At 36.9% G+C, this 21,682-nt stretch carries 15 protein-coding genes and 1 pseudogene; 6 read left to right on the forward strand and 10 right to left on the reverse strand.

Annotation, left to right across the window (positions count from 1 at the left end):
* The first annotated feature begins 435 nt into the window (after positions 1–435).
* Positions 436–3,474 (forward strand): plasmid replication protein, CyRepA1 family, encoded by a 3,039-nt coding sequence (locus QNJ66_RS20110; RefSeq protein WP_300510149.1) that lies wholly within the window; start codon positions 436–438, stop codon positions 3,472–3,474.
* Positions 3,475–3,637: 163 nt separating this feature from the next.
* Here QNJ66_RS20110 and QNJ66_RS20115 read toward each other — a convergent pair whose 3' ends face one another.
* The gene (locus tag QNJ66_RS20115) at positions 3,638–4,456 is read right to left on the reverse strand and encodes a carbon dioxide-concentrating mechanism protein (protein WP_300510150.1); all 819 of its coding nucleotides are present in this window, start codon (positions 4,454–4,456) and stop codon (positions 3,638–3,640) included.
* Positions 4,457–4,889: 433 nt separating this feature from the next.
* On the opposite strand from QNJ66_RS20115, the gene ppc reads away from it, so the two are divergent.
* Together ppc and QNJ66_RS20125 are read left to right on the forward strand one after the other, a co-directional pair.
* On the forward strand, positions 4,890–7,958 hold the full coding sequence (gene ppc / locus QNJ66_RS20120) for a phosphoenolpyruvate carboxylase (protein WP_300510151.1): 3,069 nt from the start codon (positions 4,890–4,892) through the stop codon (positions 7,956–7,958).
* Between the two features lie 26 nt (positions 7,959–7,984).
* A complete protein-coding gene (locus tag QNJ66_RS20125) occupies positions 7,985–9,049 on the forward strand; it encodes an AI-2E family transporter (RefSeq protein WP_300510152.1) in 1,065 nt (354 codons plus the stop codon).
* 195 nt (positions 9,050–9,244) lie between these two features.
* Here the strand turns inward: QNJ66_RS20125 and QNJ66_RS20130 are convergent, their stop codons facing one another.
* Positions 9,245–9,499, reverse strand: a complete 255-nt coding sequence (locus QNJ66_RS20130; protein WP_300510153.1) for a dodecin domain-containing protein — start codon at positions 9,497–9,499, stop codon at positions 9,245–9,247.
* Between the two features lie 387 nt (positions 9,500–9,886).
* Here QNJ66_RS20130 and QNJ66_RS20135 point away from each other — a divergent pair, with 387 nt between their 5' ends.
* A complete protein-coding gene (locus tag QNJ66_RS20135; protein ID WP_300510154.1) occupies positions 9,887–10,849 on the forward strand; it encodes a site-specific DNA-methyltransferase in 963 nt (320 codons plus the stop codon).
* A 152-nt stretch (positions 10,850–11,001) separates the two neighbouring features.
* Here QNJ66_RS20135 and QNJ66_RS20140 read toward each other — a convergent pair whose 3' ends face one another.
* On the reverse strand, positions 11,002–11,307 hold the full coding sequence (locus QNJ66_RS20140; protein WP_300510156.1) for a hypothetical protein: 306 nt from the start codon (positions 11,305–11,307) through the stop codon (positions 11,002–11,004).
* Positions 11,308–11,348: 41 nt separating this feature from the next.
* Between QNJ66_RS20140 and QNJ66_RS20145 the strand changes: the two genes are divergently transcribed.
* Entirely contained in the window at positions 11,349–12,674 is a 1,326-nt protein-coding gene (locus QNJ66_RS20145; RefSeq protein ID WP_300510157.1) for a cytosine deaminase, read from the forward strand.
* Positions 12,675–12,754: 80 nt separating this feature from the next.
* Here the strand turns inward: QNJ66_RS20145 and QNJ66_RS20150 are convergent, their stop codons facing one another.
* The 6 genes from QNJ66_RS20150 to QNJ66_RS20175 form a co-directional block, all read right to left on the reverse strand.
* On the reverse strand, positions 12,755–13,210 hold the full coding sequence (locus tag QNJ66_RS20150) for a DUF1036 domain-containing protein (RefSeq protein WP_300510159.1): 456 nt from the start codon (positions 13,208–13,210) through the stop codon (positions 12,755–12,757).
* 139 nt (positions 13,211–13,349) lie between these two features.
* Positions 13,350–14,999, reverse strand: a complete 1,650-nt coding sequence (locus QNJ66_RS20155; protein WP_300510160.1) for a glycosyltransferase family 39 protein — start codon at positions 14,997–14,999, stop codon at positions 13,350–13,352.
* Between the two features lie 349 nt (positions 15,000–15,348).
* On the reverse strand, positions 15,349–16,170 hold the full coding sequence (lpxC, locus tag QNJ66_RS20160) for a UDP-3-O-acyl-N-acetylglucosamine deacetylase (protein ID WP_300510161.1): 822 nt from the start codon (positions 16,168–16,170) through the stop codon (positions 15,349–15,351).
* Between the two features lie 11 nt (positions 16,171–16,181).
* On the reverse strand, positions 16,182–18,059 hold the full coding sequence (locus tag QNJ66_RS20165) for a BamA/TamA family outer membrane protein (protein WP_366146300.1): 1,878 nt from the start codon (positions 18,057–18,059) through the stop codon (positions 16,182–16,184).
* Positions 18,060–18,983: 924 nt separating this feature from the next.
* The gene (purC, locus tag QNJ66_RS20170) at positions 18,984–19,724 is read right to left on the reverse strand and encodes a phosphoribosylaminoimidazolesuccinocarboxamide synthase (protein ID WP_300510164.1); all 741 of its coding nucleotides are present in this window, start codon (positions 19,722–19,724) and stop codon (positions 18,984–18,986) included.
* A gap of 385 nt (positions 19,725–20,109) precedes the next feature.
* A complete protein-coding gene (locus QNJ66_RS20175; protein ID WP_300510166.1) occupies positions 20,110–20,637 on the reverse strand; it encodes an SH3 domain-containing protein in 528 nt (175 codons plus the stop codon).
* Between the two features lie 106 nt (positions 20,638–20,743).
* Between QNJ66_RS20175 and QNJ66_RS20180 the strand changes: the two genes are divergently transcribed.
* On the forward strand, positions 20,744–21,559 hold the full coding sequence (locus QNJ66_RS20180; RefSeq protein ID WP_300510167.1) for a Rieske 2Fe-2S domain-containing protein: 816 nt from the start codon (positions 20,744–20,746) through the stop codon (positions 21,557–21,559).
* Between the two features lie 15 nt (positions 21,560–21,574).
* Here the strand turns inward: QNJ66_RS20180 and QNJ66_RS20185 are convergent.
* A pseudogene (locus tag QNJ66_RS20185) lies at positions 21,575–21,682 on the reverse strand (IS630 family transposase); the annotation flags it as partial.

Genomic DNA, 21,682 nt, shown 5'->3' on the forward strand with positions numbered 1-21,682 from the left:
TACAAAAGTTCAAAATAAGTACTGAAAATAGTAATTTATCCCTTAAACAGGAAGCTACAATAACGAAAGAATCATAGTTATAGATGCTTTTCTGAAAATTACACAGAAAGGCTACAGATTTTTATTCTTGTCCATCATACCACAAAGGCTTGACTTCGTTACTTATTAAGAATAATTTTCATTAGTTGTCAAGAGCAGTAAAATACGAATCTTTTATATTTTAAAATTTAATAAAATAAAAGATAATAAAAACTTATATAATGAGGCGATTTATGATCATTTCAGCAAAATAGTTCACTTGTCCCTTCCATATTTAGTGTCTTATGCCTAATATTGTAGATCCAAACGCTACATATAGAGCATGGTCAGTATCAATCTTAAGTTTTGGCCTTGCGTTATGAAGTTTGTCGGAATTCAATTGTCGGGAGAAGGAAAATGAACCATCAACAAGAATGGTTAAATAGTTGCGTTGATCAGCAAGTAATAGAACTAAATGTAAGGAGCTTAGAAGGGATGTCCCCTTGCGAGCATTTATTATACTCAGATGAGCTTCCCCGACGGAACGATGGCAGACTAAGTAACTATATTTTACAGCGTTATCAACACACAGAATTAGGGGGTTGGTGGTGTTCAGGAATTGATGTGATGACGGGAGATAAGGACCTTTGGGGATGTTTTAAACCGGAGCAACCACGCTTAAGTTATGACCAGGGTAAACCCATCAAGTATGAACATCCACCCCAAACCACTACAGGTATCTTTGCTTTAAGAGTCCCCTTACATCTTTGGAAGACTATTGCGCAACAGTATGACATTGAGTTTACCCCGGACATGGTTGATTACAGGCAACCAGACGGAGGCTTTTGGCAATGGGTGATAGCTCATCCTTCTATTCCCCTTTGTATTACAGAAGGAGCCAAAAAAGCAGGAGCTTTATTAAGTGCCGGATATGTAGCGATCGCTCTTCCTGGGATTAATAATGGTTATCGTACCCCCAAAGATAAACAAGGAAATCGTATCGGTAAATCTTATTTAATTCCTCAGTTACAGAAGTTAAGTTCTGGGAGAAGAGAAATTTATCTAACTTTTGATCAAGACAGTAAACCCAATACTATCAAAGCGGTTAATCATGCCATTAGAAAGTTAGGTTATTTGTTAAGCCAAACAGGATCTAAAGTTAAAGTGATACATTGGCAACCAGAGCAAGGTAAAGGGGTGGATGATCTGTTGTTTCATCAAGGCAAAAAAGTCTTTGATGACTGTTATCAAAAATCCTTACCATTAGAGTTATGGAAAGCAAGAGAGTTTACCCAATTAACCCATGGAGTAAGTGTAGAGGTTAATAGTCGTTATCTTCCTAATTTAGTTATTCCTGATACGGCCAAATTAATTGGTATTAAGTCTGCTATTGGTACAGGGAAGACCGAAGCATTAGCAAAAATTGTTCGACAAGCGATCTGCAATAAGCAAAAAGTTTTAGTTATCGGCCATCGCATTAAATTAGTTGAACAGTTATGTCAACGTTTTGGACTTCCTTATATTACAGATATCAAGGATAATTCTTTTGGTAAATCATTAGGGTATGGATTATGTATTGACTCTTTACACGAAAATTCTCAAGCTAATTTTAATCCTGAAGACTGGCAAGATGCGTTAGTTATTATTGATGAAATAGAACAAGTTATTTGGCACGCTTTAAACTCCCAAACCTGTAGCAATAAACGTGTTGATATTTTGAAATGTTTTAAGCAACTTATGCAAACTATTGTAGGCAGTCAAGGTAATATTTTTGTTGCTGATGCTGACTTAAGTGATGTTTCCTTGGACTACTTAATAGCTTTATCAGGAATTGATATAAAACCGTTTATTATTCAAAATTATTGGAAACCAGCCCAAAAAGAAACATGGTCAGGTTATCATTATCCAGAAACAACCCCTAAACGTTTTCTTAAAGATTTAGTCGAACATATTCGAGAAGGAGGTAAACCATTTATTTGTTTATCTGCTCAAAAACTTACTAGTAAATGGGGAACTCAAACCTTAGAATCTTATTTCAAAAAACAATTTCCTGATGCTAAAATTTTACGCATTGATTCCCAATCATTAACCGATCCCAATCATCCTGCTTATCAATGTATTACCCAACTTGATGAGGTATTAATTAACTATGATATTGTTTTAAATAGTCCCGCTATTGAAACAGGAATTAGTATTGATATAAAAGAACATTTTAGTTCAGTTTGGTGTCTTGCTCAAGGAGTACAAACTCCCACATCTGTAATTCAATCTTTAGGAAGAATAAGAGATAATATACCCCGTTATCTTTGGTTAGCTTCCTATGGATTTAATAAAGTAGGAAATGGAGCAACATCTATTCCTATTTTATTAACATCAGGTCATCGTTTAACCAACTTAAATATTAGATTATTACAACAATCTGATTTAGAATCATTAGACGACTTAGATACAGGTTTTCAAGCAGAATCTTTATTATGTTGGGGAAAAATAGCTGTAAGAGTTAATGCACAAATGATTCATTATCGAGAAACAATAATCAGAATTATTCAATCCAAAAATCATCGAATAGATATATCTAAAAGAAAGAAAAAAAATAAGACAAAAACAGTAAATAAAAGCAAAACAAAATATCCTAAGGCAAACAATAAACTCATAGAAACTATTGAAGAAGTAAGACGCAAAAATTATCAATTAGAATGTGAACAAATTGCTCAATCTCCAGACTTAAACGAGACAGAATATCAAAAAATAAAAAAATCTTTAATAAAAACCAATAAAGAAAGAAGAAAAATAAAAAAATATGATTTAAAACGTCGTTATTGTCTTCCAGTTACTCCTAAATTAGTCGCTTTAGATAATGAAGGTTGGTATCAAAAAATTAGACTACATTACTTCTTAACAAAAGGCCGCAATTATTTAGCAGATAGAGATGCAATGAATGCTAAACAATTAATTGAAAAAGGACAAGGAAGTATCTTTTTACCCGATTTTAATAATAGTCAATTTGGTGCAATTATTGGCACAATGGAAGTATTAGGACTTCCTGTGTTATTAAAAGATATTAATCGTAAGTTAATCAATATTGATTCAGATTTAATAAAGATGGCAACCTTGGCTATCAATAATAGACAAGACATAAAAACAATTATGGGAATTGGTATTGCCAAAAATGCTAGTCCAATTACTATTATTAGACGACTTTTAGATAAAATAGGATATGGTTTAACCTGTTGTGGAACCAAAACAATAAATAAGAAAAGAGTACGACTTTATCAAGTCGTTACTCCCAATGATGAACGAGAACAAGTCTTTCAACAATGGCTATTAAAAGACCAAAATACTCCAGGAACTTCTGAACCTTGGTTTGAAGCTTATCTCTTGCCAAAATCTCAAAATGAAGATATCTCAAATAGTAGTAAACATATTCAGTTGAGTCTAAATTTTGCTACTGAATAGGAGATGGGGAGATGGGGAGATGGGGAGACGGGGAGATGGGGAGATGGGGAGATGGGGAGACGGGGAGATGGGGAGATGGGGAGATGGGGAGACGGGGAGTCAATCCATTCCTCAACTATTAATAAACATAAAAATTCTACATTTTTATGACTTAATTCTAAATTTATTCGATCCTTTCTTCAATTTCCGCCGGTTTTTTCATAACCAGGGGCTTTTTCTCCAACTCTGGCAAAGCTAATACCTCCCGTTGGTGTTGTTTAACAGGTGTAGGCATTAACATGGGTAAAGGTTCTTGATCTTCGTCTTCGCGCCAGTAACTCGCCACAGGTAACGTATGTTCTAAATCTTCTAAGAGTCTGGGAATGATCATCATGGCGTGTAATTCGCCAATTTTCTCCGCTTCGTGCATTCCTGCTTCAATGGCTACGGCCACATTGGCAACTGTTCCGCGAATAATAGCCGTACAGAGTCCATCACCAATAATCTCGTAAGAAGCCAACTGCACATCAGCCGACTTTAACATCGCATCAGCCGCACCAACCATAGCAGGAAAGCCTCTGGTTTCGATCAGTCCGATAGAACGATTACTGAGACGACTATAACCCTGTTGTTGTTGGGCCATTTCTACTAAATGACTCCCAATAGGAAAAACTGCCTCTAGATTAGGCATAGGACGAGGAATGACCAACTTAGAAATTAATTGACCGAACTTTTCCGCCGTTTTTGCCCCTTCTTCCACCGCTAAACGAACATTAGCCACCTTACCCCGTACAATAGCGGTACAGTGTCCACTACCGATTTTTTCGTATCCCACTAAGGTCACATCTGCTGATTTGAGCATCATATCGGCAGTTCCGACAATGGCAGGGAAACTATGGGTTGAAATAAGGCCAAGTGCGCTATCACTGGGTAAGTGAGATGATTTCATGCTAGATTGTGATTGTGAGGCGTAACGGTGGTTAGAATTAGCAAGACTTGTCATTTAATCCTGTCCGTATTGGTAGGTGGTGAAGGGTAATATCAAATTTTGTTTATATATTTCTATCTTAGTTTATTTTTTTTGATATACAGTGCCGATAGGCACGCTTATTTTTTCATATAAAACTGATAATAGTTGATTTTAGGTTAACTCATCAACTCAATGGTGTTAGAGGGGTGATGGGACTTTGACATTAAAGCATCCTTAAAATTTTGCTAAAAGAGAACGATAACTTAGCTGAACCGATAAAATAAGGAAGGTTAGTCGTTAATAACGATATTCACTCGCTCAGGGGATGAACCCCTTAAAGTTGAATTTACCCATCAATGTCAGCAAAATTGCCAAAATTATCCTGACATCATCGATCGTTTCGATGGGTCTTGTTACTTAACATTACCTTTGAATCGCAAAAAGTCCTTCGAGGTTGCTACTAATTATGGTTGGTGAAGCGTCACAGTCCACAGTTAAAGAGATTAACGAGATTAACGAGATTAACATTTTTTCAACATCCGATCTATTCTTACGTCAGCGTCTAGAATTAGTGGAAAGTTTATGGGAATCAGTATTAAAAGCTGAATGTGGTCTAGAATTAGTAGACTTGTTAAAAAAATTACGAAAAATCTCCTCACCAGAAGGACAAGTTACCAATCAACCCAAAACCTCCATCAATGAACTCATAGAAGAGTTAGAACTTAACGAAGCTATCCGCGCAACTAGAGCATTTGCCCTATATTTTCAGTTAATTAATATTGTTGAACAACATTACGAACAAAGAGATCAACAACTGAACCGACGAGCTACCTATCAAGCATCAGAAAAAGCTAGAGAAAATAATAAAATAGGAGAAAAACAAAGTAATGGCTCATTTGGAGCCGACTTATTAGAAAAAGCCCTAGTTGGAGAAACAAAAAGTCAAGAAAAAGGCGGAACCTTTCACTGGTTATTCCCCCAATTAAAACGCTTAAACGTCCCCCCCCAACAAATTCAACGATTATTAGAACAACTCGATATACGCCTCGTTTTTACCGCTCACCCCACCGAAATTGTTCGTCATACCATCAGACTCAAACAAAGAAGAATAGCCACCTTGCTGCGGCGTTTAGACCAAGCAGAAGAAGCATTTAGGGGCATGGGTCTAAATAGTTCCTGGGAAGCAGAATCAATCACGGAACAACTCAACGAAGAAATACGCCTCTGGTGGCGTACTGATGAACTGCATCAGTTTAAACCCAGTGTTCTCGACGAAGTAGACTACACCCTACACTATTTTGATGAAGTGTTATGTAATGCCCTACCCCAACTCTCTCAAAGACTGCAACAGGCCCTAAACGCAAATTTTCCCTGGATTAAACCCCCCCATAATACCTTCTGTCGCTTTGGGTCATGGGTAGGAGGCGATCGCGACGGAAACCCCTTCGTTACAACAGACATCACCTGGCGAACCGCTTGTTATCAACGCAACTTAATTCTAGAAAAATATTTAGCAGCCATCGAAGATTTAACAGAAATTTTAAGCTCATCTCTGCACTGGAGTAACGTTTCTCAGGACCTCTTAGACTCCCTAGAACGCGATCGCGTGGCCATGCCTGAAATATACGATCAACTAGCTATCCGCTATCGCCAAGAACCCTATCGCCTTAAATTAGCTTATGTTCAAAAACGACTAGAAAATACACGCGATCGCAACAATCATCTGGCCAAACCTGAACAACAACAAATTTTAAGCGAAGAAACCCCCCAAAATATCTACCAGTCCGGGGCAGAATTTGAAGCAGAATTACAACTAATTAAACGTAATTTAGAAGAAACGGGCTTAAAATGCCAAGCATTAGAAAATCTGCTTTTTCAAGCGCAAATGTTCGGCTTTACCCTAACACAATTAGATTTTCGCCAAGAATCTTCCCGTCACTCAGAAACCATTCAAACCATTGCCAATTATTTAAACATCTTACCCCGTCCCTACGGAGAACTATCCGAAGCAGAAAAAGTCAATTGGTTAGTAGGGGAACTACAAACCCGTCGTCCCTTGATACCTATGGAAATGCCCTTCGATGAGAAAACCATCGAAACCATCGAAACCATGCGGATGTTGCGCTACTTACAACAAGAATTTGGCATAGAAATTTGTCAAACCTATATCATTAGTATGACCAACGATGTCAGCGATGTCCTAGAAGTATTATTATTAGCCAAAGAAGCCGGACTATACGACCCCGGAACCAGTACCACCACCATTCGCATCGTTCCCCTCTTTGAAACCGTAGACGACTTAAAACGGGCCCCTGAGATCATGGAAGCCTTGTTTAAATTACCCTTATATCGTGCTGCTTTAGCTGGAGGGTACGACTACTTAGACGAAGACAAAAAAGAACAATTACCTCCCCCTGAACTGCAACCGGCAAACCTACAAGAGATCATGGTAGGTTACTCCGACAGTAACAAAGACTCAGGTTTCCTCAGCAGTAACTGGGAAATACATAAAGCCCAAAAATCCCTACAAAAAGTTGCAGAACCCTACAATTTAGCCTTAAGACTGTTTCATGGTCGTGGTGGTTCCGTAGGACGAGGAGGAGGGCCAGCTTACGCTGCTATTTTAGCCCAACCCACCGGCACCATTAACGGACGCATCAAAATCACCGAACAAGGGGAAGTCTTAGCCTCTAAATACTCCCTACCGGAACTCGCTTTATATAACCTAGAAACGGCAACTACGGCGGTGATCCAAGGAAGTTTACTGGGCAGTGGGTTCGATGATATTGACCCTTGGAACGAGATCATGGAAGAATTGGCCAGTAGTGCCAGAAAAGCCTATCGTAGTTTGATTTATGAACACGCGGACTTCTTAGACTTCTTCCTCTCTGTCACCCCTATCCCCGAAATTAGCCAATTACAGATTAGTTCTCGCCCGGCCAGACGGAAAAGTGGTAAAAAAGATTTAAGTACCTTACGGGCTATTCCTTGGGTGTTTAGTTGGACCCAAAGTCGTTTTCTGTTGCCAGCTTGGTATGGTGTCGGAACCGCGTTAGAAAACTTTTTAGAACAGGAACCCGAGGCAAATTTGAAATTGTTTAAATATTTTTACTTGAAATGGCCATTCTTTAAAATGGTTATTTCTAAAGTAGAAATGACCCTTTCTAAAGTAGATTTACAAATTGCTCACCACTACGTTAAAGAACTTTCTAACCCCGAAGATATAGAACGATTTGAAAAGGTATTTGAGCGTATTTCCCAAGAATATTATCGTACCTGTCAGATGATTTTAAACATCACTGGAAACACCAAATTATTAGATGGAGATGTCAGTTTACAGCGATCGGTACAGTTAAGAAATGGAACTATTGTTCCCCTTGGTTTCTTACAAGTATCTCTCTTGAAACGATTACGTCAATATACTCGTCAAGCAGAGTCAGGAGTTATCCACTTCCGTTATTCTAAAGAAGAATTATTACGGGGTGCATTACTAACCATTAATGGTATTGCTGCAGGAATGCGGAATACTGGTTGATACTTTGAATTATTATTAATTGACCTATGGACAATCGTTTTAAAGTCATTGAAATTGTTGATCTGATCATCAGACTATTTCTGATTGGATTATTATTAGCTTGGTGTTTTCTACTCATTCGTCCTTTTATCGGGATTGTCCTCTGGGGAATTATTTTGGCTATCGCTATTTTTCCCCTATTTTTATGGTTAAAAAACCTTTTCGGGGGACGAGGAAAATTAGCAGGGGTTATCCTAACTTTATTGGGGGTAGGAGTGATTGTTGGACCGGTTAGTATTATTGCTACTATTTTCGTCAATAATGCTCAAACCTTTGCAGATAGTCTTGCTTCTGGTAGTTTAGCTGTTCCTCCTCCCCCCGAAGGAATCGAAACATGGCCAGTGATTGGAGAAAGAATTAATAGGATTTGGGAATTAGCATCGGTTAATTTGGCCTCAGTCTTAGGTAAATTTAAACCCCAGTTAGAAGCATTAACAAAAAACTTATTATTTTTGGCCGCTAATATTGGGGTGGTGTTATTGAAGTTTATTATTTCGATTATTATTGCCGGAATTTTAGTTATGAATGCAGAGAAATTAAATTCTCGTATTAGACAAGTTTTTCTGCGAATAACCCCCAAACAAGGTCAAGAATTTTTACAATTAGCTACTGGTACTATTCGGGGGGTAACACGGGGTATTATTGGGGTTTCTGCGTTGCAAAGTCTTCTTATTGGTATTGGTTTATTACTAGGAGGAATTCCTTTTGCTGGTTTATTAACCCTATTATGTTTAGTTTTGACTATTATTCAAATTGGACCGGGTTTAGTGGTTTTTCCAGCAATTATTTTTGCTTGGTCAACTATGGGAAAGCTTACTGCATTATTGTTTACACTGTGGATGGTTCCTTGTACCTTGGTTGATAATATCCTTAAACCTATATTAATGTCCAAAGGTTTACCTGTTCCCACTATTGTCATCTTAATTGGTGTTTTAGGAGGAACTTTAGTCCACGGAATTTTAGGGTTATTTATTGGTCCAGTTGTTCTTAGTTTAGGGTATGAATTATTAGTTGCTTGGGTTAATCAAGATTTACAACCCAATACCGATTAGTGTTGAGAATGAGTAATTAATAATTATTTCATTAATATAATAACTCAATCTTTGTATAGACATTTAGATGTGCTGTGTCTATACATTAAGATTGAGTCTGGATAAATACCAATATTAAAGAATGCAAAATTAGTTTTTCCAGATAAGGTTAGGGAATCATCAACTAGAAGATAGGTATAGTTAAATTAGCCAAAATTAGTGATCGTGACTGTGTGAACCAGCTACATTCATGACAACTTGATAAAATTCAGGATCACAGGAATCTCCTCTATCACAAATAGTTCCTTGCATTTTTACTACTTCATAAGATGTAAATTCTAAATCTTTATGTGGTCCAGATGGATCTTTCAATTGTTTAATACCTTGAGCGACAGCATCGTCAAAACTTTGGTCAGAACTGGCAATAATGGTGATCACATCTTGATGCTCATTTTTATGAGTGCCTTTCATGATACAAGATCCTTTCTTGATGAACTGCTCTTAATTATGGACTAAAAATGTACTTAATGTCTAGATACAAATATCCCAATTTAAAGGGATAAAAATCCAATAAAATGCTGCAAACTTTATTCTAAGCAGATTTAAGGTTTTTGTTAATTTTTTTATCTTAATTATCTCAAAAATTTATATCTCTGAAATATTTTGTTATATGAATAACTTGAGCTAATTGTGTCTTTTGTGCTTCGTTCCCTTCATTATAAGTTAACTGTTCAAATTGAGTTTTAAAGGATGCAGTAACCCACTAAACCTTATTAACTTGGTGTATTAAGTTATGCAAATACACCCCAAAACTGTTTTCTGTTAAAATAAATACTATCATACTATTCGTATCAAAAAATGACTAAAGTTATGTCACAAGAATTAGTTAATACTGTATTACTGGGTGATTGTAGAGAAGTAATGAAAAAAGTTCCCGATAACTATGTATCTGCTTGTATTACCGACCCTCCCTATAATTATGAATTTATTGGTCATAAATGGGATAATTCAGAAATTCAAAGACGCATGGAAAGAGTTAATAATAAAAACAGCAAGACATTAGTTAAGAATATCCCTTATGGTAGTGGTTTAGCTGGTGGAGTTCGTAATAAGAAATGGTATCAAAGAAACCGTGAGAATATTCTAGATTATGAACATTGGTGTTTTCAATGGGGAGAACAACTTTTTCGCATTTGTAAACCCGGTGCTACCATCCTAGTATTTAATAGTACAAGAACAGTTGCTCATGTGCAAGTTGCCCTTGAAAATGCTGGTTTTTATGCTAGAGATATCATGGTTTATAGACGTTCTAGTGGTATTCCTAAAGGTATTAATATCAAGAAAAAATTAGAACAAAAAGGTTATGATAATGCTGAACAATGGGAAGGTTGGCATAGTTGTTTAAGGAATGAATGGGAAGCTATTTGTATTTTACAAAAGCCATTACAAAATAATTATACAGAAACAGTTTTAAACTATGGAACTGGTTTATTTTTTACTAAAAATGAGCATGGTTTTCAATCCAATATTTTGGAGAATATTCCACGAGATAAACATGAAGACTTTAATATTCACTGTACAGTTAAACCATTAGATTTGATGGAAAAATTAGTAAAAATATTTGTTCCTTCTGTCAATGATTCAATTGTTATTGATCCTTTTGCTGGTTCTGGAACAACTTTACTTGCTGCTAAAAAATTAGGAATTAATTATTTAGGAATTGAATTAGTCCCCGAATATATTAATATTATTAATCAGCGTCTTGATGAGGTTATCTATGTACAGGAAACTCTCGCTTTCTATCAATCAGATATTGCTTAAGATCAAAGTTACTTATTTCTTTGATAAAGTTAAATGACTGATCTCCTCTATATATTTATTTTGAGTATTTGAAATAATAGTAATCGCTTGTTTTGAAAGCATAGAACTTTCATCTAACCACCACAATAATATATGAGTATCAAGAAGATAATTTATTCACTTAAACCCATAAAAATATTTTGTATATCATCAGGTAAAGTATCAAAATCATCAGCAATTTTTACTTTTCCTCGCCAATAACAGGGTTTTCTCGGTTCTAAACTAGATGGTAATTTATCATTTTCTTGTCTTTTTTTTATTTTTATAATAATTGTTTCTTGTTGTTGAATAATCTCCACTTCTTGACTATCTCCTAATATTTCTCTAGGAATTAAGACCCCTTGTTTAGTTACTTTAAGTTTCATAAACCACCTGATAACAGAATTAATTTTTTTTGCTTGACTATATAATAATAACATAATCACTTAAAATATATAATAACTGATAACTGAAAAAACTGATGACTGATAACTGTTCACTGATTACTGATAACGATCGCTTTTGGCTAAAAAATGCTCATATTCCTCTTTGTTTGTTAGAAAATGTTTCCATACAATCCCAAACAAGAGAACAATTGTGTAATGTTGATTTAGAAATAAATCAAGATAAAATTATTTCGATTATTCCTCATACTTCTAAACTCCCAGAATATCCTTATATTGATGTTAAAAAAGGGATTATTTTTCCTTGTTTTCTTGATAGTCATACTCACCTAGATAAAGGCCATATTTGGGAGCGATCGCCGAATGTTTCAGGAACTTTTGAAGAAGCTTTAAATACAGTTAGAAAAGATGCTCAAAACAACTGGAAATCAGAAGATGTTTATAGAAGGATGGAATTTGGATTACAGTGTAGTTATGCTCAAGGAACTATTGCTATTAGAACCCATTTAGATTCTTTTGGAGAACAAGCAAACATTAGTTTTGATGTCTTTCAAGAACTAAAAGATCAGTGGAAAAATAAATTGATTTTACAAGCAGTATGTTTAGTTTCTTTAGACTATTTTTTGACTAAAGAAGGAGAAAATTTAGCCGATTTAGTAGCTAATTATGGACAAGTATTAGGGGGAGTAGCTTATATGAATACTCAACTTGACCAACAACTAGAACAAGTATTTAGTCTAGCAAAAGAAAGAAATTTAGATCTAGATTTCCATGCCGATGAGACCCTAGAGCCTAATTCTATTTGTTTGAAAAAGATTGCAGAAACTGCTATAAAATATCAATTTAAAAACCAAATTACTTGTGGTCATTGTTGTAGTTTATCTCAACAGGAACCTGAATTAAGACAAGAAACTATTAACCTAGTAAAAGAAGCAAATATTAATATTATTGCCTTGCCAATGTGTAACTTATATCTGCAAGATAGAACCCCAAACTATACCCCAAAAATGCGAGGAATTACCGATATTTATGAACTAAAAAAATATAGTATTCCTGTTGCTTTTGCCAGTGATAATTGTCGAGATCCTTTTTATGGTTTTGGCAATCATGACGGGTTAGAAGTATTAAAAGAATCAGTAAGAATTGGTCATTTAGATACCCCTTATGACAACTGGGTTAGTAGTATTAATAAAGTTCCGGCACAGTTGATGAACTTACCCAATTTAGGCAAAATAGCTATAGGATTAAATGCAGATTTAATAATATTTAAAGCCCGTTATTTTAGTGAATTATTTTCCCGCCCTCAAAGCGATCGCAAGGTGATGAGAAACGGTAAATTCATAGATACTACTTTACCTGATTATAGCCAGTTAGATGATTTAATTTTCTCCTCTCAAGTATAATTTAGACTTATTTTTTATAAAAAAAATCCCACCCTTGAAAATGGGTAGAATTTTTTGTAATAATTAACTAATATTTTAGTTCATCTAGTGTATTCAATCAGTTCTCTTCTAGCACCAATTAAGTAAAATACTTGCATAGAATTATCACTGAAACCATAATGATGTTTATCACAAACATCATACCTTTCTCCATTATAAAAAGTGTATCGATCTTGAATCACACATAAACTGACTGTTTGGATATCTTCCTCTTCTAAATCTAATAAATAAGTACGTTCTACGGTTTGATCTCGGTCAACTTCTATATAAGTGTACCAATTATCGGGATAGACCATACATTCCCCGGGTTGGACTAACCACCATCCCTTAGTCACCCAAGTATCGTCATTATTGATATAAGCACCGGAAACACGGATAATTTCATTGCGATAATTACACAATTCTGCTCCTTGCGCTATTTTAGGAGATAAAGCTAATTCTCCTAACCCTGCACCCAGGATCATTAATGAGCATAAACCAAGTGATTTCTTCACCATTTTTCCTCCTCAACAGTAGCTTGGTGAGTTATTTTTTGTTTCACCACTAATTATAGTTCAATCATAATCAAGGAAACATTAACATCGACATAGATGAACTTTCTTTATATTTCTCGCGAAAAAGGGATAAGTTAATATATTACTGATCAGAGATATCTAATTTTGTCACTGTCCAAACATTGCCAATTTTAAGTGAGGTTTTGTTATCTTCCATGAAGGGGTCTAATTCCCAATTTCTATTTTGCTTTAATTGATTGGACATCTTTTTTGATGGTTTAAAGAGAACAATATCACTATAATCTTTATAGATTTTACCTTGATTATTGATCAGAAAAACATATCCTTGACGGGTTAAATGTGAATAGACGTTTTCATTTAACATATAACTCATGGTCAGAGCATCTCCCCAATCTTCATAAATTACCACTGGACGGGATAATTGATTGATTTCATTGGCAATATACGGATAATCTGGCGCTCCAAAGGCCCACCAACTTTGTGCAGTAGAAATCACGTAACAAGATAAGATTCCTCCCACAATTAAAAAAGATAAAATAGTATTTGATAGTTTTTTCTTCCAAACAGATCTAGACTCGAATAATAAATAAAGTCCATAGACCACTATAAGTTGAATTCCAACCACATAAGTTAGCATATAGCGAAGACGGCCAGAAAAAGCATTACCTGTCAATAAATCTCTTAACATAAGCAAACCACCACCACCAATAATCAAACTAAATATGAAAAGATTGATAGATGTTTTTCCTTTCTTAAAAAGATAAAAAAGACAAAATCCCAAAATTAATAAAATAGTTACCCTAAAGATACGATTAGGATATCTAAAAATTCGCGTCCAGAGAATCCAATGGTCATTGAAGTCAACAAAAATTCTGGTAATTCCATTAATCCAACCTTTGACTAAAAGGCCTAAAGACTGACTTGCACCGACAGGTTGAGCAACAGAATATTCAAACAAACCAGATTTAGATAAAAATAATATAAACCAAGGAGAGAATAGAGCAAAACCGATACTACTATATGTAAGGTAAAGTATTGTTGTTTTACTGAAGCGAAATTTCTCTCTCAAAATTATGTAAATTCCATCTGCAATTAGGGTAAATCCAAAAATCAAATGAGAATATAAGCCAAAAGCAATAGTGATGGCATAAATTACCCAATCTTTATGATTTTTTCTTCTAATAGCTCTTAATAAAGCAGCACTAGAAATTAAAATTGCAGCAGTAGTTAAGCTATAGGTTCTAACAATTTGTGCATACTGTAAATACAAGGGTGACACAGAAAGTAGAGCCGTTCCTATCCAAGCAATTCTACTTGATTGAAACAATTCCCAGCATAACCAATACATTCCACCTAACGAAAAAAGACTAATAAATGCAGAAAAACTTTTATTAATTATAGAAGCTTCCTGAAAAAAATTGGAAAAAAATCTCGACCAAATTTGCATTCCAATTGAATACAAAGGAGGAAAAACATAAGGCTTTTCAACTAGCCTTTTAATAGATTGATTTAAACTCTCTTCTTTATTAAAATGCTGATAACGTTGAAGTTGATCTGGAGCTACAATCTTGACATCGATAATATCTTCAACATAACGTCCAAAAATGTTGGTTGTACTAAAAGTTTCATCAAGAGAGTACATCTTTCCATCTAAGTTATTAAATCGCAATAATACTCCAAGAATTATTGCCGTTATGATAAGTATTTTAAAAAATATTGAAAAATCTTGTAAACTTTTCTTGAAAGGATCCAAAATATGTGTAAGATTCATATATATAGTTATTTAGCTAGTTAGTAATACAATTTTCTTACCTAATTTTAGCGCGTCCTTTCGGAGAAAGCAAAAAGTAAAAAATCAAGAGTAAAAACTTAGCCAGAATCGCACGTTTCCAAGGCGAGAAAACCTTACAAGAGTCGCTTTCCAGTTAGGTTTCAAGTATCTTCATTTATGAAGAGGAAGATCATTGTTTAAATTCCCTTCCTTTAGTAATAGGTAAAACTCTTGACTTTGAAGTTCTAACTTTTGATTTATGAACTTTTGAGGCTTGGGGCAAGATTTGGGAAGAATTATAGCATCTTTTGCCTAACAAAAAAGTTGATTGCTAATTGTGCATTATCCATTATCCATTATCCATTGATAAAGCCTTAGCGAGTTGAACATGAAGTTTATGACTAGCTTTATAGGCTAAAAAATGAGCTTGAGGAACAGTTCCTAATAAACTCAAATCGCCGATTAAATCTAAGAGTTTATGACGCACTGGTTCATTTTCAAAGCGTAAAGGAGGATTAAGCCAACCCGAGCGATCGCAGACTAAAGCGTTGTCTAAACTACCCCCTTTAATTAACCCTGATTGTTTTAACTGTTCGATTTGATCAGCAAAGCCAAAAGTTCTAGCCGGGGCGATAAACTCTTGGAATGATTCTTGTTTGGGGTTCCAACTAACCCATTGATTGCCGATCGCTTCGTAAGGATAATCAACACCGTAGCTAAAGCGGATTTCTGGGGCAGGAATAGCGGCAACAAAAGCATCTCCATCCCTAACCCATACAGGTTCGGTGATCGGGCTTCCTATGACCATTTCCGAGGGACTCAGACCAGATTCAACCATAGCCTCTAGCCAATTTTTAGCCGAACCGTCCAATAAAGGAACTTCGGGCCCGTCGATTTCAATACAAGCATTTTCGATACCACACCCATTTAAAGCGGCCAATAAATGTTCCACAGTGCGAACTGTTGCCCCCTCAGCCATTAATTCTGTGGATAATAAGGTTTGATTCACCGCCGAAACAGTAGCGCGAATGATTGGTTTTTCAGGTAAATCAACCCGAACAAAATAACGGCCTTGGTTGCCATAGTTAGGCAAAACTTTGACTTGAGTTTTTGCCCCAGAATGTAAACCAATCCCCGATACACTAAAGCCTTTTTCTATAGTAGATGCCATTTTAAACTCCATTAAAACCTCTCTCCAATCCCAAAATGAACACGAGAGTCTCCTTCATCATTAATCCCAAAATCAACCCGAATTGGTCCCACTGGAGATTGAATCCTTACCCCCAGGCCATAACCATAACCATCACTGGGTAATGCTCGAACTACCCCAGGAATACCACGGACAGAACGTTGAGACTTAATAGTTGTCCCATAATCGACGAAAACAGCAGCCCCAACCGCCGGAATAATAGGAAATCTGTATTCTGCCGTCGCCTGAAAATAACTGCGTCCGGTGCCTAATTCCCCTTCTGCATAACCCCGTACTGAGTTACTACCACCAATGACAAAAGCCTCATAGGGGGGTAAATCTTCCAATACGGTTCCAGCTTGTACATTAAACGCCAAAGCCTGGGGTTTGGGTTGATCGTCTTCAATAAATCCTAAATCGATCAAATTTAGGGGTAGAAAATAACTATAATTTCCGCGCAAACGGGTGAAAAGAATACTTCCCGAACCCACAGGAAGGGTTTGTTCTATACCTAAGCGAAGAACATAACCACTGGTGGGACGTAAGGGGTTATTACGAAAATCTTGAGCCGCCGCAAAGCTGAGGGTTAATAAGTCATCCCGTCCCGAATCACTAAAGGCCAGGGGTTGTTCCGGAAAACCATTAAGAGGGGCAGATAGAGGTGCAATATCCCCGTCAGCGTTTTCGATTTGTACCCGTTGATAGTTAACCCCAGCGGTGAGTCGCCAGTCTGGTTTAGTGAAGGGATCATCGGCTATGGGACGGGCAAAGGAAATACCGCCCCCTGTACGAATCACCCGAGGACTGTCAAACCCGTTGAGGGTTCTAATAGAGGTGTCATCCCCATCAAAGACCAGGGAAATAGTCCGACGACGGAACCCGTTAACTGTATAGGCGGTACGGAAAGGATCACCAGCAATCCAAGGATCGGTAAAACTGACATCCAGCAACAGTTCCCTTTCCCCAACTTGTACTTCACCCCCGATGGTTTGACCGTTACCCCCTAAGTTTTGTTCTTGGTAACTAATGGTTCCAAACAGTCCACTACTGGAACTAATTCCTGTCCCTGCGGCCAACGATCCGGTGTTACCTTCAACAACATCGACGTTGACGATCACTTCTCTGGGGTCTTCCCCTGGACTGAAGGAAACCCGCACATCTTCAAATAGTCCTAAACCAAAAATCCTTTGTAGGTCAAACTGTGCCGTTCTTCTGTTAAAGACGGTGCCAGGTTTTAGCTGCATTTCACGGGTAACGATAAAGTCACGGGTTCGTCCTTCTAGAGGTTCGTCTTCCGCATCAAAAAAGCGTACCTGAATGTTTTCGATTACCCCTTCAGCAATTACCAAGGTGACAATGCCATCTTCGCTGACTTGGGGGGAACCAATGACTTGCGCTAGATCAAATCCTTGTTGGGCGTACCATTCGTTAATGGCGGCGATTCCTTGTTGAAGATCCCGTAAGTTTAGGGTTTTACCGTATTGATCTGCAAAAATTTCTTGAACTTTTTCGGGGGGTAAAGCCCGTTTATCTTCCACGTCTGGTACGGTACTGACCACCACTTGCTCTAAAGTGGGGTTGACTTCGACGGCGTAAGTGATTCTTACCCCTAAAGGTGTGTCAGCAGGGGTCACTTCCACGTTAGCGAAGAAACCCGTAGCATAAATGGCGTTTACGTCTTCTTGGAGTTGGGAACGGGTGGCCGTACGCCCTGGACGGGTTTGAATTGTGTTATAAACTAGGTTTTCTAATTCTTGATCAGCCCCTTCAACCACCACTTCCACTACTAAGACCCGGGGTTCTTGTTCGGTGGTTTGTATTTCTTCGGTTTCTCCTTCGGGGGCCGGAATTACTTCCGGGGTGGGAACCACTGGAACATCAGGACTTTGGGGATCTTCACTGTTACTAGGAGGGGTTGTTTGTTGGGCTATTTCTTGTTGTTGACTGAACTCGGCTGCGATCGCTTGTTGGTCTATTTCTTCTTGGTCACTGAACTCGACGACAATCGCTTGATCTAGGTTGGCCTGGTATACACTATCCACGGTCGATTCTGGAGCTAAACCTTCATCTTCTGGCATGGCTTTAGCCGACTGAGAAGGGGGCTGAGAGGTTGCTTCGACTGCTTTGATATGAGTAACATTAGGATAAGGGTTAGCTGCCTCTGGGGACTCTTCTAACGGGGAATCTGAGGGGATGGAATCTTTATTTTCAGCAGCAACAACTGGGGTTGTTTTGTCAGTTGCTTCTTTGATTGTGGAAACTTTGGGATAAGGTTCAATGGTATCCTCAGACTCCTCTAACCAGGGATCTTCGAGGATTATCGGGTTATAATCTCTGGCTATTGGTTCCTTAATCTCATTTTGGGACTTCTCAGGGGAAGATGTGGCATCTTTAATATCAGAAACCTTGGTATAAGGCTCAACTTTTGTCGAATATTCATCGGCCTGTGAGTCCCAAGTTAGATTGTCCAGAAACTCAAAATCAGTTGCTTCTGGGTCTTTGATACTGGCCACTGACGGGACATTTTGCCCTCTTAATGGCCTGCCTGTTATCCATACGGTTGTCGTTGTCAGGATAATCCCCAGTAAGGGAGAAAAATGTAATCTTTTGCTCTGGTTTGACACTTCCTACACACCCAATCAAGCTATAGCGTTTTTACTGTTATCCGTTGCCTGTGGTTAACTTAGATAGCTAACAGCTTGTCTAACAGCCGAGCCATATTACCCGTCTCCTTGACCCTGACTGTAACAAATTGTTCCAATTTTTGTTTCTTGAGAAACTCCTCACATTTTTGATCACCCTCCATTATCACCTAATCCTAATTTATCTAAAACTCTCTTCTGGACTTGTTGATAAGCTGTTTCTATCTGTCCTAAGTCTCGACGAAAGCGATCTTTATCCATAACTCGTTTTTGGGGATCTGTTTCTGTTTTATCCCAGAGTCGACAGGTATCGGGGCTAATTTCATCTGCTAAAAGAATTTTGCCCTCCTTATCAATACCAAATTCGAGTTTAAAATCTACTAGGGTAATTTGACAACTGCTGAAAAATTCTTGTAAATGTTGATTGATTTCTAAGGCTAGATTTTGTAGTTGTTTTAGTTGTTCTTCTGTGGCGAGTTCTAAAATTAAAAGACGATCTCTAGTTAATAAGGGATCGCCTAGTTCGTCGTTTTTAAAGTAGAATTCTACTAAGGAAAAGGGTAATTTATATCCTTCTTTTAACCCTGTTTGTCGACACAAACTACCAGCGGCAATGTTTCTAATTACTACTTCTATGGGGATAATTTTAACCCGTTTAACTAATATTTTATCATCGGCAGATTGTTCTATTAAATGGGTAGGAATTCCTTGAGATTCTAACCATTGAAATAGGGCAACTGTGATCTGACAGTTCATTTTCCCTTTTTCTACAATAGTTCCCCGTTTTTGAGCATTAAAGGCGGTAGCATCGTCTTTAAAATGGGTTAGCAAAATATCGGGGTCGTCGGTTGCATAAAGAATTTTTGCTTTGCCTTCGTATAGTTTTTCTGTCATTATTTTTTGGGGTTAAATAGAACAATAATTGTTGAATTTTACTTTAGATATCTACCAAGAATGGAGCTTTACGCAAGAAAAACTGTAAGATGGTTTCTTCTTTTGTAATGATATCTGTATAAATTAACAATACTGTTTACTATGTTAACAATAAAGTATTAAACTCGGTTATAACAATAACTGGTTTGAGTTTCTCTCTGCTGAGGAACAAGCAGAAACGCTAAAAGATCCTCGGTCTGGAGCAATGTCCCCTTATCGAGTTTACAGTAGTGATGGTCGTCTGATCTCAGTGGCCTACGACGGAAATTATAAATAACTAAGCTGTAGACAAAACTGATGAGTTTTGTCTCAATTTCTTTTTAAGATTATGATGATTAAAACTAAATTAATAACTTGAATTATTGCAAGAAAGATAATTGGAATTTACCCAACCTTCTAAACCATTAACTTGACTATTAGGTCCTTGAACTACTTTAACTTTGTACCAAATATTTTGTTGAGAAATAAAGCGAACAATATTCCCATTATTCAGTCCTGCTCTTGATTCTCCATTGGGGTTAAAACGTAAAGCTAGTTGACCTCTTTGAATATTAATTACTTCACAAAAAGTTGCATTACTTGGGTTTGGCTGATTAGATTGTAAGCGAATTTGACTGCGATGAATATATCCCAGTTGCCCACAAGCATCTGTCAAATACCAACCGTTTTCTGACCCATAAATATTAATTGGTATTACTCTATTTACCGAGCAAATAATTCTGCCATTGGGACTCATTCTTACATTAGAAGGAGGGTCAAAAACTACTGCTTGATTAATGGGTTGTGCTGTTAATTTTTGACTTTCTAATACCGAAAAACCATTACTTAGTAATAAGCTTAAACTAATTATGGCTAATTTAGTTCTATTTATCATAGAAAATAATGCTGCAATCAATTATATCAATCTTCACTCTATAACACCCAGAACCAAAATTATGTTAAAACATATATAGATTTGTAATTAAACTTAAGGAGTTATCGTGGTAGCCTCAGAACCAAAACCCAACTTGATCAATGAAGAAAAGTTGTTTCTTCAACAAGAAGAAGAGACATTTCAATGGAAAAAACAATGGTATCCTGTAGCTGTTATTGATCATATTGATGCCTCTCATCCCCATCAAATCCAACTATTAGGAAAAAACTTAGTTTTGTGGCGAGATGGAGACAATAAATGGCGATGTTTTGACGATGTTTGTCCTCATCGTTTGGTTCCTTTATCGGAAGGAAGGATTGAGTCTGATGGGACATTATTATGTGCTTATCATGCTTGGAGATTTGATGGAGAAGGTAATTGTGTCAAAATTCCTCAGTCAAAAGATGCAGTAACAGAAGCTAAAAATTGCTCTAATTCTAAAGCTTGTGCTATTAGTTATCCCGTCAAAGAATTACAGGGTTTAATCTGGGTTTGGGGTGAATCTGGACAACAAGCAAAAGTTGAAAGTGAGTTAAGAAAACCTCGTCTTATTCCTGAATTAGAAGAGACATCTGATCGTGTTATAAAATTGTATTGGTATCAAAGAGATTTACCTTTTGGTTGGGATTTTTACATGGAAAATGTGATGGACCCGGCCCATGTTCCTGTGTCTCATCATGGTCTTTATGGGAACCGTTATTCTGATGCTAAGTATTATGATATGATTCCCGTTCGGAAGGTCTCAACTCAAGAGGGTTTTTCCTTTGAAATTCCTCCTATTGATCCTAGTTTTGGCACAGGAATACAAGATTTTCAACCCCCTTGTCATCATCGTATTGAGTTAACCTCTAATGATCAAAGACAATTAATATTAGCCTTATAGCAACCGCCAAGGCGGTTAGGACACTGTGCGAAGCACATCTTCTATGGCATCCCGAAGACACTTGAATTGACTAATTTTTTTACGAATTCGACTCTTTAACCATGACCAGCATCGCTCAATTTT

It is taken from the genome of Crocosphaera sp., assembly GCF_030064895.1.
Classification (GTDB): Bacteria; Cyanobacteriota; Cyanobacteriia; order Cyanobacteriales; family Microcystaceae; genus Crocosphaera.

Excerpts from the sequence above, each read along its gene's own strand:
- QNJ66_RS20150 (WP_300510159.1), bottom strand. The coding sequence starts at position 13,210 with ATGGTGAAGAAATCACTTGGTTTATGCTCATTAATGATCCTGGGTGCA.
- QNJ66_RS20140 (WP_300510156.1), bottom strand. The coding sequence starts at position 11,307 with ATGTTATTATTATATAGTCAAGCAAAAAAAATTAATTCTGTTATCAGG.
- QNJ66_RS20110 (WP_300510149.1), top strand. The coding sequence starts at position 436 with ATGAACCATCAACAAGAATGGTTAAATAGTTGCGTTGATCAGCAAGTA.
- ppc (WP_300510151.1), top strand. The coding sequence starts at position 4,890 with ATGGTTGGTGAAGCGTCACAGTCCACAGTTAAAGAGATTAACGAGATT.
- lpxC (WP_300510161.1), bottom strand. The coding sequence starts at position 16,170 with ATGGCATCTACTATAGAAAAAGGCTTTAGTGTATCGGGGATTGGTTTA.
- QNJ66_RS20155 (WP_300510160.1), bottom strand. The coding sequence starts at position 14,999 with ATGAATCTTACACATATTTTGGATCCTTTCAAGAAAAGTTTACAAGAT.
- purC (WP_300510164.1), bottom strand. The coding sequence starts at position 19,724 with ATGACAGAAAAACTATACGAAGGCAAAGCAAAAATTCTTTATGCAACC.
- QNJ66_RS20145 (WP_300510157.1), top strand. The coding sequence starts at position 11,349 with ATGACTGATAACTGTTCACTGATTACTGATAACGATCGCTTTTGGCTA.
- QNJ66_RS20135 (WP_300510154.1), top strand. The coding sequence starts at position 9,887 with ATGACTAAAGTTATGTCACAAGAATTAGTTAATACTGTATTACTGGGT.
- QNJ66_RS20130 (WP_300510153.1), bottom strand. The coding sequence starts at position 9,499 with ATGAAAGGCACTCATAAAAATGAGCATCAAGATGTGATCACCATTATT.
- QNJ66_RS20175 (WP_300510166.1), bottom strand. The coding sequence starts at position 20,637 with ATGATAAATAGAACTAAATTAGCCATAATTAGTTTAAGCTTATTACTA.
- QNJ66_RS20115 (WP_300510150.1), bottom strand. The coding sequence starts at position 4,456 with ATGACAAGTCTTGCTAATTCTAACCACCGTTACGCCTCACAATCACAA.
- QNJ66_RS20125 (WP_300510152.1), top strand. The coding sequence starts at position 7,985 with ATGGACAATCGTTTTAAAGTCATTGAAATTGTTGATCTGATCATCAGA.